Origin of the sequence: Mesorhizobium sp. WSM4308 (assembly GCF_002294905.1) — a bacterium.
Lineage (GTDB): Bacteria > Pseudomonadota > Alphaproteobacteria > Rhizobiales > Rhizobiaceae > Mesorhizobium.
Genome location: NZ_NSFW01000016.1, coordinates 114,652 through 128,900, shown reverse-complemented (window position 1 = coordinate 128,900; position 14,249 = coordinate 114,652). Strand labels below are relative to the sequence as shown.

The window sequence follows — 14,249 nt, the reverse complement described above, 5'->3', positions numbered from 1 at the left end:
TCCACCGACGGCAGAGGCTGCCGGTGCCACAGGTCATACGGCATTTATTTCGTTTTGCTGGAGCATTGCGCGACGTGTTTCGGTATCGAATTCGGCCGCCAAAGATCAGGTTTGGCCGGGCACGTCTGAAGCCGCACGTCTCACCGGCCCGACCGCTCCGCTGCGGTGAGCAACGAGGTAAACATGTGCGCGTAGTTCTCCGCCTGCACGCCCCAATCCCACTCCCGGATCGTCTCGATCATGCGGGCGGCCATCCGCGACCGGAGCGATGGCGTGTCCCGCAACAGGGCGAGCTTGTTCGCAAGCCCTTCCGCGGTTCCATCGAAGAACAGCCCGTTGTCGCCATCCCGAATCAGCTCGGGCATGTTTCCCACACGGGTCGTCACCACGGGGACACCGCACGCCGCCGCCTCCAGGCAAGGATTGGGTGTGCCTTCGCTGCGACTGGCGCAGACATAAACGTCGAGATCCCGGTAGAAGTCGAGCATTTCGTCATGGTTGCGCCAGTGCTGCTCCCGAATCGCAGTCTGCAGTCGCACGCCCGGCACGGCAGCGACCGCGGGCTCGATGACGTCGTGGAAGCCGCGATGTGCCGGACCATGGTTGCCGAGACTTCCCGCCCATCCGACGCGGAGCTCGCCAGAATAGGGTTGCGGCTCTGGCCGGGGGCAAAAGAATGTCGTGTCGACTCCATTGGGCGTGTAGTGGACCGGAATAGGCAATAGAGGAGCGTATTCGCGCTCGAGCTGCCGATTGTTGACGAAGACGGCGCGCGCCAACCGCTGCAGGATAGCGAGCCCGGGCTCGCGGAATTCGCCCTCCATCTCCCTGTGGCTGCAGATCCCGATGAGCAGCCTGTCAGAGCGCCGGGCGAGGACCGATTCCGGCAGAGGCAGCTTCGCGATCTGGAACCAATAGAAGATGAGCACGACATCCGCGGCGTTCACGTCGGACTCAGTCACATCATGCTGAAATCGTTCGACGATCTCGAACTTCCTTGCCAGCACGCGCCGGAGATTCTGGGTCTTTCTATCGATCGCCCAGCCGGGTCGGTCCGCGATCGCCAGGATGCGGGGGAGGTGTCCATCGCTCACGAGGCGTACCGCTCAAGCCAATGCGCCAACCATGGATTGGCCTCGTCCAGATCATCGTCCGTCGCAGTGGTGCGCACCTGGGTAGTGTCCGGCAGTTGGATATCGCCTGGTCGCAAGCGGGGTCGCCATCCGTGCCAACCACGACCATTGACCTCCTCGCTCAGGAACCGGCGGCCACCATACTTGCGCGCGGCGTGCTCCGCGCTCAGGAACAGATAATGCTTCATGCGAAAACGCTCGGGGGAGAGCCTCACCGGCTCCCCGAAGCGCACGCGATGGCCCCCTGACCACGCAATCTCCATGGGGCCGTCCTGTTTCTTGTACGCACGGACGCAGTGTGGGGAGAACGGCCGGAACGGGTAGTAGGTGCGCAGCGTGTCTTGATAATTGGGATTGTCGTGGTCGGGGGCTTCCCTGGTGGGAATGAACGTGAACTCGGAAGACTCGATCGCATTGAAGCCAAGTGCGTCGGCTGCCGCAATGGCGGAGACCAACGATGAGTACGAAGTCGGCGGAAGATGGATCTCGTCAGCGTCAAGATGCATGAACCAGTCAGCCTCGAGCGACTGAAATAGTTCCTCTTTGCGACGAAGAAGCTGTTCCCAGCAATACCAGCCGTTGTGCGGGATGCTTTCGAATCCTATCAACCCTGCCCCGCGGTAGCGCTGGGCAATCTCCAGCGTTCGGTCCGTCGACTGATTGTCGCAAATGTAGACCTGTACGCCTTGACGAAAGAGATTCTCGAGACATCCGGCGACGAACCGTTCCTCGTTGCGTGTTGTAAGGACTGCGACGACTCGCGGGGATTTCCGATCACGCGCGGCATGCGCAATGTTGGTGTTGAGTTCGACCAAGTTCCTCAATCCTTCGTTGTGTGCTTCCGGATGCTGGCCGGTCAACTGGCGCAAATACTGAACTTGGCCGAAATGACAAGTCTAAAGACTCAGACCCGCCATGCCAACGCGCCGTCACCCGAAGTGCAACCGCTCACAGCGGTTCCCGTCGCGATCGCGAGTCTCGGGAATATGCGTATTCGGAAAACAGACCAGACGGCCGCTTGCGGCGTCGTTTCCGTGAAACGGTGAATTGCTCTAGCGACCCCAGATGACGGCATTCTCGTGCCGCTTTATGATGTGCTTCAGATTCTCGAAGGCGGTCGTGACGTGGCCGGCGAAGCGCTCCGCCGCCGGAGAGCGCGGCCCGCCAACCCGGCGCAGGATGCCCAGTGAGCGGCTAGGCTGCGGGATTTCATAGGGGAGCACCGTCACCCGGTTCTCCTTGCGCTGCGCGAAGACCACGGAAAATGGCAGCACGGCCAGTGCATCTGTTTCGGCGAGGAAGTTGATCACGCTCATCAGCGAGCCGCCCGAATAGCGCACGTTGAGGTCCGACATGCCGATGCTCATCAGGATCATCTGCAGGTCCGACATCAGCGGAGAGCCGGGCAGGGGCGCCACCCAGGGAAAGCTGGTCAGGTCATGCGCCCTGAGGCGGCGATTGCGCAGCAGCGGATGGTCTGGCCGGCAAGCCACGACATTGCGTCCGGGCAGGATCTCGGTGAATTCGAAGCCGGGTCCGAGGTCGAGCACGCCGATCGGCACGATCCCGAGGTCGATCTGGTTGCTCTCCAGTGCCGCGACCATCTCGGGCAGGTTCATATAGCTTTGCTGGACGGTGACCTCAGGCTCGAGCTTCTGGAATTCGCCGATCATCCGGCTGATCATGGCATCCATGAAGAAAGGCACGCCGCCGACGCGGACAACACCCTTGGTGCCTTTCATGAAGCCTTGCACCGCATCCGACGCCTTGCGCGAGGCCGTGATGATCGTGCGCCCTTGCGCCGCCAGCTGGAAACCGAGCGGTGTCGGCTGCAGCGGCCGGCGGCCCTTGAGGAAGAGGGGCTCGCCGACCCGCGCCTCCAGCATGGCCAGCGATCGGCTGACCGCGGGCTGGGTCAGGCCCAGCATGGCGGCTCCTTCCGACACGCCGCCTGCATCCAGCACCGCGGCGAGCTGCATCAGGTGGCGCTCATTCAGCTTCATAGCAAAATGCTATACAAGGGGCGCGACATCTCATCAAGCATCGCGTCGGGCCGTGTTATCCCGTTTGGCAAGGGGAAGGGAGGCCCCGGCGAAATGGACGGCCAGCACGACCCCCAGAGGGATGAATTTCCCAAGGCGATCTCGACGCAGGCCGAAGAATTCGCGCGGCGCCTGGCGGCGATGGGCCAGTCCCGCCTGGCGGCGGCGGCGCAGGCGGCCGTGGATGGGTTGCACGCGCTGATAGTGGAGTTGCGGCCTTCCGGCGAGGAATTCCGGCTGGCGATCGATTTCCTGACCGAGGTAGGCCATTACGCCGATGCGCGGCGCCAGGAATGGGTGCTGTTCGCCGATGTGCTGGGCGTGTCCTCGCTGATCGAGGATCAAAACAGCCCGCGCCCCGCCGGGGCGACCCCCAACACCCTGGCCGGACCTTTCTACCGGGCCGATGTGCCGGAAATGCCGATCGGCGGGAACATTTCGCGCGACCACAAGGGCGAGCCGCTGGAGGTTACAGGGCGGATCGTGGCGCTCGGCGGCGCGGGGATCGGCGATGCTATGGTCGAGATCTGGCAGGCCAATGCCGAGGGCCTGTACGAGAACCAGGAACCGGACAGACAACCGGAATTCAACCTGCGCGGACGCTTCCGTGCCGATCCGCAGGGGCGGTTCCGCTTCATGACGGTCAAGCCGAAGGGCTACACGCTGCCGGCGGACGGCCCTGTCGGTCAATTGATGTCCGCGCTCGGTCTTGGCCTCGAGCGGCCGGCACACATCCATTTTCGCGTTTCGGCACCGGGCTTCGAAACGCTGACGACCCACATCTTCGACCGGTCGGACCCCGCGATCGGCCGGGATGCCATTTTCGGGGTCAAACCCGAACTCATGGCCGAGTTCCGCGCGCTGCCGCCCCATGGAGGAAAGCGGAAGCACGCACTCGACCTCAATCTCGTGCTCTGCCCGCAGCGGCCGGGCGAAACCGAAACCTCTGGGAGGAGATGACCGATGGCCCGTGTCAGCGGCTACCACCATCTGACGCTGTCGACTGATGGCGCTCAGGAAGATTTTGATTTCTATACCAAGGCACTCGGCCTGCATTCGGTGAAGCGCACCGTCCTGTTCGACGGCGTCATCCCGGTCTATCACCTCTATTACGGCTCGCCCGACGGCGATGCTTCGACGATCATCACCACTTTCCCGTTCCGCAAGCCGGGCGTCTATGGCCGCCGCGGCACCAACCAGTCGCGCACCATCATGCAATCCATCCCCAAGGGGGCGGCGGATTTCTGGGTGGACCGGCTGAACGCGCGCGGCATCAAGGCCACCAAGATCACACGCTTTGGCGCCGACCGCGTGGCTTTGGCGCATCCCTGCGGCATCCCGCATGAGCTGGTGGAAAGCGACAGCGATCCGCGCGCGCCCATCACCAACGAGGCGCAGGGCATCGGCAAGGCCCACGGCATCAAGGGCATCTACGGCGCCGTCGTGGCGGTGATGGATCGCACCGCGATGGACGATTTCCTGACCGTCGCATTGCCGCTGGAGAAGGAGGCGGACAATCACGAGGGACTGGTGTTCCGCGTGCCGGACGCGACCGGCGTCAATCAGCGGGTCGAGGTGATCGTCGATCGCGACAGCGCGCAAGGCACCTGGACGCTGGCGGGCGGGACGATCCACCACCTCGCCCTCAACACGGGCGACGAAGAGAACCAGTTGAAGTTGCGCGCTCATATCGAGGGCCTCGGCTTCACCGATATCTCGGAGCAGAAGGACCGCAATTACTTCAAGTCCTGCTATGTCCGCTCGCCCGGCGGCGCGCTGTTCGAACTCGCCTGGACCACGCCGGAAGGCTGGGCCAAGGACGAACCCCCGGGCCAGATCGGCAAGACGCTGGTCTTCCCGCCATGGTTCAAGGACCGCGAGAGCGAATTGCAGGCCGGTCTGGAACAGGCGGATTTCGCGTGAGTTCAGGCAGCGGTCCACTCCGGCTCGGGCCAAAGGGCGCGCAAGCGAAGGCGATCTGCGTCTTCGTTCACGGCCGCGGCCAATCGCCGGAGGAGATGCAGTCGCATGTGCTGTCGCGGCTTTCCGCGCCTGCCGTGGCATTCATCCTGCCGCGCGCGCCGCTCGGCACATGGTGGGAGGCGCGCGCCGTCGACCCGTTGACGCCGGTCGCCCGCGCGCACCTTTCCGACGCGCTCGACCATTTGGCGGCCGCTGTGGTGGCGGCGCGGGCGGAATTGCCCGGACTGCCGCTGCTTCTGGCGGGCTTCTCGCAAGGAGCATGCCTGTCGATCGAATATCTCTGCGCCGGGCTGCCGCCGCCGGACGCGCTTGCCGCCTTCACGGGCTGTCGCGTCGGTGTGCCGGCGGATGGGCGCTCCGAAGCCGTGCCGGCCGGCGTGCCGGTCTATCTTTCCGGCAGCGATTCCGATCCCTGGATTCCGGTCTCGGCCTTCGCCGATACGGCGCAGTCGCTGGGCCGCAGTGGCGCGAGCCTGCGGGCCGATCTGTTCCCCGGCCGGGGCCACGAGGTTTCGGATGCCGAGATTGCGATGCTGGGCACCATCATCGCCGACCTGGAGGCCGGCCGGGGTGCGCGCATGGGAGCGGCGCGATGATGGACAGTTTCACCTTTCCCGGGCTCACGACGCGGGTGATCTTCGGTGCCGGCACGATGGCCCGCGCCGAGGAGGAGGTGCGGCGGCTCGGCCATGACAAGGCGCTGGTGCTGTCGACGCCACATCAGAAGGCCGATGCGGACAAGCTGGCTCAAAGCCTTGGCGGCCTCGCCGCCGGGGTCTTTGCCGGCGCGGTCATGCATACCCCCGTCGAGGTCACGGAAAAGGCCGTCGACGCCTTCCGCGCCAGCGGCGCCACGGCGGTGGTCAGCCTCGGCGGCGGCTCGACCACAGGGCTCGGCAAGGCCATCGCCGTGCGCACCGGCGCCGATCAGGTTGTGATCCCGACCACCTATGCCGGCTCGGAAATGACCGACATCCTCGGCGAGACGGCGGCCGGCGAAAAGACCACACGCCGCTCGCCGGACATCCGTCCCGAGACGGTGATCTACGACGTCGATCTGACACTGAGCCTCCCGGTTGGTCTCACCGTCACTTCGGCGATGAATGCGATCGCCCACGCCATGGAGGCCTTCTACGCCCCCGACCGCAATCCGGTGATCGTGCTGATGTGCAGGGATGCCATGGCTGCGTTCCGGGACGGCATTCCGCGGCTGATCGACAATCCGCAGGACCGCGCGGCGCGGACGCAGGCGCTGTACGCGGCCTGGTGCTGCTCGACCGCGCTCGGCTATGTCTCGATGGCGCTGCATCACAAGCTGGCGCATGTCTTCGGCGGCTCGTTCGACACGCCGCATGCCGAAACCCACGCCATCCTGCTGCCCTACACGACCGCCTTCAACGAAGCGGCGGTGCCACATCTGCTGCGGCCGATGGCCGAAGCCTTCGGTGGTGGCTCGGCGGGCGGCGGGCTCTGGGATTTCGCGCGCTCCGTCGGCTCTCCGCTGAGCCTGAAGGAGATCGGCATCGGGCAAGCCGATCTCGACCGCGCGGCGGCGATCGCGGTGAGGAACGCCTATGCGAATCCGAGGCCAATCGACTTGGGGTCGATAAGGGAACTCCTCCAGGCGGCGTTTGAGGGACGCCGTCCAGGGGGCTGACAAGAGGCAAGAGGGAGGAAGAGCAGATGATTACAAGACGGAGCTTACTGAAAGCGTCGGCGGCGACAGGTCTTGCGCTCGCCGGTTCTCGGCTGGCGACGCCGGCGCTCGCGCAGGGCGCCAAGATTCGCCTGGGCTATGTTTCGCCGCAGACGGGGCCGCTCGCCGGCTTCGCCGAAAGCGATGCCTACAACATCAAGGCCTTCCTCGCATCCGAGGCGGGCAAGAATTTCGACGTCATCGTCAAGGACAGCCAGTCGAACCCCAATCGCGCCGCCGAGGTGGCGAAGAGCCTGATCGTCGACGACGAGATCAACCTGATGCTGGTGGGCTCGACGCCCGAGAACACCAACCCTGTCGCCACCACCTGCGAGGCGGAGGGCGCGCCGGTCATCTCGACCATGGCGCCGTGGCAGCCCTGGTTCATTGGCCAACAGGGCAATCCGGCCGATCCGTCGTCGTGGAAGCCTTTCAAGTTCGCCTATCATTATTTCTGGGGCCTCGAAGACATCATCGCCGTCTACACGGGCATGTGGAAGCAGCTTTCCTCCAACGGCAAGGTGGGCGGGCTGTTCCCCAACGATGCCGACGGCAATGCCTGGGGCGACCCCAAGAACGGGCTGAAGCCCGGCCTCGATGCCGCAGGCTTCAGCCTCAGCGATCCCGGCCGCTATCAGAACCTCTCGGACGATTTCACCGCGCAGGTCAACGCCTTCAAGGCGGCGAATGCCGAGATCGTCACCGGCGTGGTCATTCCGCCCGACTTCACCACTTTCTGGAACCAGGCCCGCCAGCAAGGCTTCAAGCCCAAGGCGGTGACGGTGGCCAAGGCGATCCTCTTCCCGCAATCGGTCGAGACGCTCGGCGACGCCGGCCACAACCTCTCGTCCGAGGTGTGGTGGTCGGCCTCGCATCCGTTCAAGTCGTCGGTGACGGGTCAGAGTTCAGCGGACCTGGCGGCGGATTTCACCGCCAAGACCGGGCGCCCGTGGACCCAGCCGATCGGCTTCGTCCATTCGCTGTTCGAGGTGGCGGCCAATGTCATGGGTCGCGTTTCGGATCCGTCGAATGCCGAGGCGATCGCGGCGGCGATCGCGGCCACCGACATGACGACCGTGGTCGGCAAGGTGGCCTGGGGCGGCGCTGGGCTGCCGCCTTTCGCGGCGAAGAACGTCTGCAAGACGCCGCTCGTCGGCGGCCAGTGGCGCAAGAAGGCAAGCGGCGGCTTCGATCTGGTGATCGTCGAAAACGCCACCGCGTCCGAGATTCCGACCGCAGGCAAGATGGAAGCCCTGGCCTGACGCCGCCGAGGGCGGCGGATGCCGTCGCCCTCGTTCGGCGCGACCCGAGGATGACAGTGATGATACTCAGGCTGGAAAACGTCTCGAAGTCCTTCGGGGCCTTGAAGGTTACCGATGGCGTGACCGTCTCGGTGCGGCGCGGCGAGGCGTTGGGCATCATCGGCCCGAACGGGGCGGGGAAGTCGACGCTCTTCAACCTGATCACCGGCAATCTGCTCGCCAATGAGGGCCGCATCGAACTCCTCGGCCGCGACGTAACCCGCGCCCCGGCCATGGATCGGGTGCGCATGGGTGTCGGCCGCAGCTTCCAGATCCCGCAGCCCTTCGAGGGGCTGAGCGTGTTCGAGAACCTCTTGACCGCAGCCGCGTTCGGCCGGGGCGGCCGCGAGGCCGAGATGGTCGACGATTGCGCGCGTATCCTCGAAGAGACCGAACTTCTCAGGAAGGCCAATGTGCTGGCCGGATCGCTGAGCCTTCTCGACCGCAAGCGCTTGGAGCTCGCCCGCGCCCTGGCGACGGGACCCGAGCTGCTGCTTCTGGACGAGATCGCGGGCGGGCTGACCGAGGGCGAATGCAAGGCGCTGGTCGCGACGATCAAGGCCATCCACGCCAAGGGAACCACGATCATCTGGATCGAGCATGTGCTGCATGCTTTGACGTCGGTGGTCGAGCGGCTTCTCGTGCTGGATTTCGGGCGCGTGATCGGGATCGGCGCGCCGGACGCGATCATGGTCTCGCAGCAGGTTCGCGAAATCTATCTGGGGCTCGAGGTCTGATGCTGCTGGAGACGCGCGCCCTCACCGCGAATTACGGCCAGTTCCGGGCGCTGTTCGGCCTGGATATCTCCGTGGCGGCGGGCGAGTGCGTGGCGATCATCGGCGCCAACGGCGCGGGAAAGTCCACGCTGATGCGCTCGATCACGGGCGTGATCCGCAACGAGGCCGCCATGGTTCTGCACCGGGGCGAGCCTATCGGCGCGCTGTCCTCGGCCGAGATCATGAAGCGCGGCATCGCCATGGTGCCGGAAGGGCGCCGGCTCTTTGCCTCGCTGAGTGTCGAGGAAAACCTGCTGATCGGCGGGCAGGCGCGCAAGGCGCCGGGGCCGTGGAGCCTGGAGTCGGTCTACGACCTCTTCCCGATCCTGCGCGAGCGGCGCAAAAACCCCGGCACGGCGCTCTCGGGCGGCCAGCAGCAGATGGTCGCGATCGGCCGGGCGCTGATGTCCAATCCTGAATTGCTGCTGTGCGACGAGATCAGCCTCGGCCTCGCGCCCGTCGTCATCCGCGACATCTACGCAGCACTGCCCAAAGTCCGCGAAAGCGGCGCCGCGATCGTGCTGGTGGAGCAGGACATTGGCAAGGCGCTGGCGGTGGCCGACCGCGTCTACTGCATGATGGAGGGCCGGGTGACGCTGGTCGCCAAGGCGGCCGATGTCACGCGCGAAGAAATCCATTCCGCCTATTTCGGAGTGGCGGCATGACGAGGCAGCCCTGCATGCCCGCGCAATTTTCCCGCCGCCTGATGACGGGGGCGCGGCGATGATCTGGCTGGACACCCTCGTGCAGGGAATGCTGCTGGGCGGGCTCTATGCGCTGTTCGCGGCGGGGCTGAGCCTGGTCTTCGGCATCATGCGGCTGGTGAACCTCGCCCATGGCGACCTTATCGTCTTTGCCGCCTATCTGGTGCTGATGGGCGTCACGCTGCTTGGCCTGTCGCCCTGGGTCGCCGCGCTCATCGCCATGCCGGTGATGTTCATGCTTGGCTGGCTGCTGCAGGCCGCCGTGCTGAACCGGGTGCTTGGCAAGGATATCCTGCCGCCGCTTCTCGTCACCTTCGGCCTGTCGGTTGCTCTGCAGAATGGGCTGCTCGAAGCCTTTTCCGCAGACAGCCGGCGCATTCCGGCAGGCGCGCTGGAGGGGGCCTCGCTCGATCTCGGGCTGGTCACGGTGGGCGTGATGCCGCTGATGACCTTTGCGTCCGCGATCTGCGCCATCGTGGCCTTGAACGGGCTCTTCTATCACACCGCCCTCGGCCGTGCCTTCCGCGCCACCTCGGACGACGCCGTGACGGCGGGCCTGATGGGGATCGAGCCGAAACGGGTGTTCGCCATCGCCACCGGGATCGCGATGGTCGTGGTGACGCTGGCGGCGCTCTATCTCGGCATGCGGGCGAACTTCGATCCCTCGATCGGGCCGGCGCGGCTGATCTATGCCTTCGAGGCGGTGATCATCGGCGGCCTCGGCAGCCTGTGGGGAACGCTTGCGGGCGGGATCATCATCGGCGTGGCCCAGACGGCCGGCGCGGCGGTGAATCCGGAATGGCAGATTCTGGCGGGCCACATCGCCTTTCTGGCCGTGATGCTGCTCAAGCCGCGGGGCCTGTTCCCGCGCGCAGTGGATTGAGGGCGGCATGTATCGGCTGACAACCCGCACCCGCGCCGGAACTGCCACGGAGATCGCCGTGATCGTTCTCGTCGTGGCCGGGCTCGCCTTGCCCGCCGTGACCTCGCGCGGTGTCATACAGGACCTGTTCTTCATTCTCACCATGCTGACGCTGGCGCAGATCTGGAACCTGCTGGCGGGCTATGGCGGTCTCGTCTCGGTGGGTCAGCAGGCATTCGTCGGCATCGGCGCCTATGCGATGTTCGCTGGGGTGATCCTGCTCGGCTGGAACCCGGTTGCCGCGATCCTGCTGGGCGGCCTTGCGGCGCTGGCTCTGGCCGTTCCCACGGCCTTCTTCGCCTTCCGCCTGCAGGGTGCTTACTTCGCCATCGGCACCTGGGTGATCGCCGAGGTGACGCGGCTGCTGATCGCGCAATGGAAGGCGCTCGGCGGCGGCACCGGCACCTCGCTGCCACGCGAGGCGACCAGCAACATCATGGGCACGGATGCGATCCGGACGCTGTTCGGCGTGCGCGAGGCGGCCGCCCGCGACATTCTCGCCTATTGGCTGGCGCTGGCGCTGGCCGTGGCCGTCACCGGCTGCATCTACTGGCTGCTGCGCAGTCGCCTCGGGCTGGCGCTGGCGGCCGTGCGCGACAATGTCGATGCGGCCCAGGCGGTCGGCGTCGATGTCGGGCGGCTCAAATGGGCGGTGTTTCTAATCGCCGCGGCCGCCACCGGACTGACCGGCGCGCTGATCTTCGTGCAGACGGCCCGCATCTCGCCGGAGGCGGCCTTCGCCGTCACCGACTGGACGGCCTATGTCATCTTCATCGTCGTCATCGGCGGCATCGGCACCATCGAGGGACCCATCGTCGGGGTGCTGGTGTTCTTTGCGCTGCGTTCAGCGCTGGCCGACTACGGCAGCTGGTACCTGATGACACTCGGCCTCGCCGCCATCGCGGTGATGCTGTTCGCACCGAAGGGGCTGTGGGGGCTGATTTCGGCCCGCACCGACCTGCACCTGTTTCCGGTCCGCCGCAGGCTGGCCGGTCCGAAGATCGAGGGAGGAATTTGATGGCGGATATCGAAACCGACGTGCTGATCGTGGGCACGGGCCCGGCCGGCTCGGCCACGGCGGCACTTCTCGCCAGCTCCGGCGTCGCCAACATGGTCGTGAACCGCTACCGCTGGCTGTCGAATACGCCGCGTGCCCACATCACCAACCAGCGCACCATGGAAGTGCTGCGCGACCTCGGGCCGGAGGTCGAGGCCGAGGCCGTGATGCACGCCTCGCCGCAGGAGCTGATGGGCGAGAACGTGTTCTGCGAAAGCCTGGCCGGCGAAGAGCTTGGCCGGATGAAAAGCTGGGGCACCGACCCGCTCTCCAAGGCTGAACATCTCCAGTCGTCGCCGTCCTTCATGAACGATCTGCCCCAGACCTTCATGGAGCCGATCCTGTTCAAGACGGCGTGCGCGCGCGGCACGCAGGCGCGCATGAGCACCGAATATGTCAGCCATGTCCAAGATGCGGACGGCGTCACCACGACCTGCCGCGACAGGCTATCGGGCAGGGACTTCACCGTGCGGTCGAAGTTCCTCGCCGGCGCCGATGGCGGCAACTCGCTGGTGGCCGAGCATCTGGGCCTGCCTTTCGAGGGCAAGATGGGCGTCGGCGGGTCGATGAACATCCTGTTCCGGGCCGATCTTTCGAAATACGTCGCGCACCGGCCAAGCGTCCTCTACTGGGTCATGCAGCCCGGTGCCGATGTCGGCGGGATCGGCATGGGTCTCGTTCGCATGGTGCGGCCGTGGAACGAGTGGCTCATCGTCTGGGGCTACGACATCAACCAGCCGCCGCCCGATGTGACGCCCGAACTGGCAACCGGCGTCGCGCGCCAGCTGGTCGGAGATCCCGAGCTCGAGATCGAGCTCCTGGGCGCCAACACCTGGACCGTGAACAACTGCTTCGCCACGCACATGCAGAAGGGGCGGGTGTTCATCATGGGCGACGCCGCGCACCGGCATCCGCCCTCGAACGGGCTTGGCTCCAACACGTCGATCCAGGACGGGTTCAACCTCGCCTGGAAACTCGCCAAGGTCGTCAAGGGGCAGGCGGGGATCGGGCTGCTGGACAGCTACTCGGCCGAGCGAGCGCCGATTGCGCGCCAGATCGTGACGCGCGCGAACCAGTCGATCGCCGAGTTCGGCCCGATCTTCGAGGCGCTCGGCATGGATGGAGGCGTGGATCACGACAAGATCCAGAGGAACATGGAGGCCCGCGCCGACGCTAGCCCGGCGGCCGAAGCGCAGCGCGAGGCGCTGCGCAAGGCCATCGCCTTCAAGAAATACGAGTTCGACGCCCACGGCGTCGAGATGAACCATCGCTATGCGTCGGGCGCCGTGGTGACCGACGGCCACCCCGAGCCGGCTTTCGAGAAGGATCGCGAGCTGCACTATGCGCCCACGACCTGGCCCGGCGCGCGGCTGCCGCATGTCTGGGTGTTCGAGCGCGCGGGCAGGAAGGTCTCGACACTCGACCTTTGCGGACATGGCGAGTTCACGCTGTTGACCGGCATTGGCGGCGAGGCGTGGCTCGCCGCCGCGGAGACGGTCGCCGCGGAACTCGGTCTGCCGATCCGCACCCATGTGATCGGCCCGCGCCGCCCGATCGAGGACCATACCGGCGACTGGGCGCGCGCACGCGAAATCCGCGACTCCGGCTGCCTGGTGGTGCGCCCCGACCATCACGTCGCCTGGCGTTCCGAAACGCTGGCGGCCGATCCGGCGACCGAGCTGCGCCGCGTCTTCAAATCCGTTCTGGCGCGCTGAGGAGGATCCCATGACCGACGAACACGAACACGGCTATTTCACTGAAGCCAACTCGGCCGAAGTCGTCGTGGCGCGCAACAAGAACGCCAAGGACCAGCGGCTCGGCCAGGTCATGGAGGTCATCACCCGCAAGCTGCACGAGGCGGTGAAGGAGATCGAGCCGACGCAGGAGGAATGGTTCGAGGCGATCATGTTCCTGACGCGGACGGGCCAGATCTGCAACGAGTGGCGGCAGGAGTACATCCTGCTGTCGGATATCCTCGGCGTCTCGATGCTGGTCGATGCGATCAACAACCGCAAGCCGTCCGGCGCCTCGGAATCCACCGTGCTGGGGCCATTCCACGTCGCCGACGCGCCCGAACTGCCGATGGGCTCGAACATCTGCCTCGACCAGAAGGGCGAGCCGATGTTCGTGCATGGCCGCATCCTCGACACCGAGGGCAACCCGATCGCTGGCGCCAAGATCGATGTCTGGCAGGCCAATGACGAGGGCTTCTACGATGTGCAGCAGAAGGGCATCCAGCCCGACTTCAACCTGCGCGGCGTCTTCCGCACCGGTGCGGACGGACGCTACTGGTTCCGCGGCGCGAAGCCCAAATACTACCCGATCCCGGATGACGGGCCGGTCGGCAAGCTGCTCGGCGCGCTGGGGCGCCACCCCTATCGCCCGGCGCATCTCCACTACATCGTCGAGGCCGAGGGTTTCGACGCGCTGACCACGCACATCTTCGATCCGGACGACCCGTATATCGATACGGACGCCGTCTTCGGCGTGAAGCAGAGCCTGCTCGCCGAATTCCGCAAGGTCGAAGACGCCGAGGCCGCGGCGAAGGCCAAGGTTGCCGCGCCGTTCTACGACGTCGAGTTCGATTTCGTGCTTTCGCGAAAGCAGAAGTGACCCCCGCGCCGTGGGTGCCGCG

14 protein-coding genes are annotated in these 14,249 nt (G+C 65.8%); 11 read left to right on the top strand and 3 right to left on the bottom strand.

Annotated elements, in window-relative coordinates:
* Nucleotides 1-140: 140 nt before the first annotated feature.
* The 3 genes from CK227_RS26970 to CK227_RS26960 form a co-directional block, all read right to left on the bottom strand.
* On the bottom strand, nt 141-1,094 hold the full coding sequence (locus CK227_RS26970; protein ID WP_095775002.1) for a glycosyltransferase family 4 protein: 954 nt from the start codon (nt 1,092-1,094) through the stop codon (nt 141-143).
* Nucleotides 1,091-1,948: a glycosyltransferase family 2 protein gene (locus tag CK227_RS26965; RefSeq protein WP_245318272.1), complete on the bottom strand. Its 858-nt coding sequence runs from the start codon at nt 1,946-1,948 to the stop codon at nt 1,091-1,093. Before CK227_RS26965 ends, CK227_RS26970 begins: the two co-directional genes overlap by 4 nt.
* Before the next feature lie 237 nt (nt 1,949-2,185).
* Nucleotides 2,186-3,136 carry a LysR family transcriptional regulator gene (locus CK227_RS26960; protein ID WP_019859771.1) on the bottom strand — a complete coding sequence of 317 codons (951 nt, stop codon included), beginning with the start codon at nt 3,134-3,136 and terminating at the stop codon, nt 2,186-2,188.
* 93 nt (nt 3,137-3,229) lie between these two features.
* Here CK227_RS26960 and CK227_RS26955 point away from each other — a divergent pair, with 93 nt between their 5' ends.
* The 11 genes from CK227_RS26955 to CK227_RS26905 are packed head-to-tail and all read left to right on the top strand — an operon-like array spanning nt 3,230 to nt 14,227.
* A complete protein-coding gene (locus CK227_RS26955) occupies nt 3,230-4,135 on the top strand; it encodes a dioxygenase (RefSeq protein WP_095775001.1) in 906 nt (301 codons plus the stop codon).
* 3 nt (nt 4,136-4,138) lie between these two features.
* Nucleotides 4,139-5,098, top strand: a complete 960-nt coding sequence (locus tag CK227_RS26950; protein WP_095775000.1) for a VOC family protein — start codon at nt 4,139-4,141, stop codon at nt 5,096-5,098.
* A complete protein-coding gene (locus CK227_RS26945; protein ID WP_095774999.1) occupies nt 5,095-5,754 on the top strand; it encodes a phospholipase in 660 nt (219 codons plus the stop codon). The genes CK227_RS26950 and CK227_RS26945 overlap by 4 nt, the downstream gene beginning before the upstream one ends.
* Nucleotides 5,754-6,815, top strand: a complete 1,062-nt coding sequence (locus CK227_RS26940; RefSeq protein ID WP_245318283.1) for a maleylacetate reductase — start codon at nt 5,754-5,756, stop codon at nt 6,813-6,815. Before CK227_RS26945 ends, CK227_RS26940 begins: the two co-directional genes overlap by 1 nt.
* A 26-nt stretch (nt 6,816-6,841) precedes the next feature.
* Nucleotides 6,842-8,116: an ABC transporter substrate-binding protein gene (locus CK227_RS26935; RefSeq protein WP_095774997.1), complete on the top strand. Its 1,275-nt coding sequence runs from the start codon at nt 6,842-6,844 to the stop codon at nt 8,114-8,116.
* Between the two features lie 56 nt (nt 8,117-8,172).
* A complete protein-coding gene (locus tag CK227_RS26930; RefSeq protein ID WP_210202257.1) occupies nt 8,173-8,892 on the top strand; it encodes an ABC transporter ATP-binding protein in 720 nt (239 codons plus the stop codon).
* Nucleotides 8,889-9,596, top strand: coding sequence for an ABC transporter ATP-binding protein (locus CK227_RS26925; RefSeq protein WP_179296069.1), 708 nt, complete (start codon nt 8,889-8,891; stop codon nt 9,594-9,596). Before CK227_RS26930 ends, CK227_RS26925 begins: the two co-directional genes overlap by 4 nt.
* 58 nt (nt 9,597-9,654) lie before the next feature.
* On the top strand, nt 9,655-10,518 hold the full coding sequence (locus CK227_RS26920) for a branched-chain amino acid ABC transporter permease (protein ID WP_095774995.1): 864 nt from the start codon (nt 9,655-9,657) through the stop codon (nt 10,516-10,518).
* A gap of 7 nt (nt 10,519-10,525) precedes the next feature.
* Complete coding sequence (locus CK227_RS26915; RefSeq protein ID WP_095774994.1) at nt 10,526-11,575, top strand: branched-chain amino acid ABC transporter permease; 1,050 nt, start codon at nt 10,526-10,528, stop codon at nt 11,573-11,575.
* On the top strand, nt 11,575-13,329 hold the full coding sequence (locus tag CK227_RS26910) for an FAD-dependent monooxygenase (RefSeq protein WP_095774993.1): 1,755 nt from the start codon (nt 11,575-11,577) through the stop codon (nt 13,327-13,329). The genes CK227_RS26915 and CK227_RS26910 overlap by 1 nt, the downstream gene beginning before the upstream one ends.
* A gap of 10 nt (nt 13,330-13,339) precedes the next feature.
* Entirely contained in the window at nt 13,340-14,227 is an 888-nt protein-coding gene (locus tag CK227_RS26905) for an intradiol ring-cleavage dioxygenase (RefSeq protein ID WP_095774992.1), read from the top strand.
* Nucleotides 14,228-14,249 lie beyond the last annotated feature (22 nt).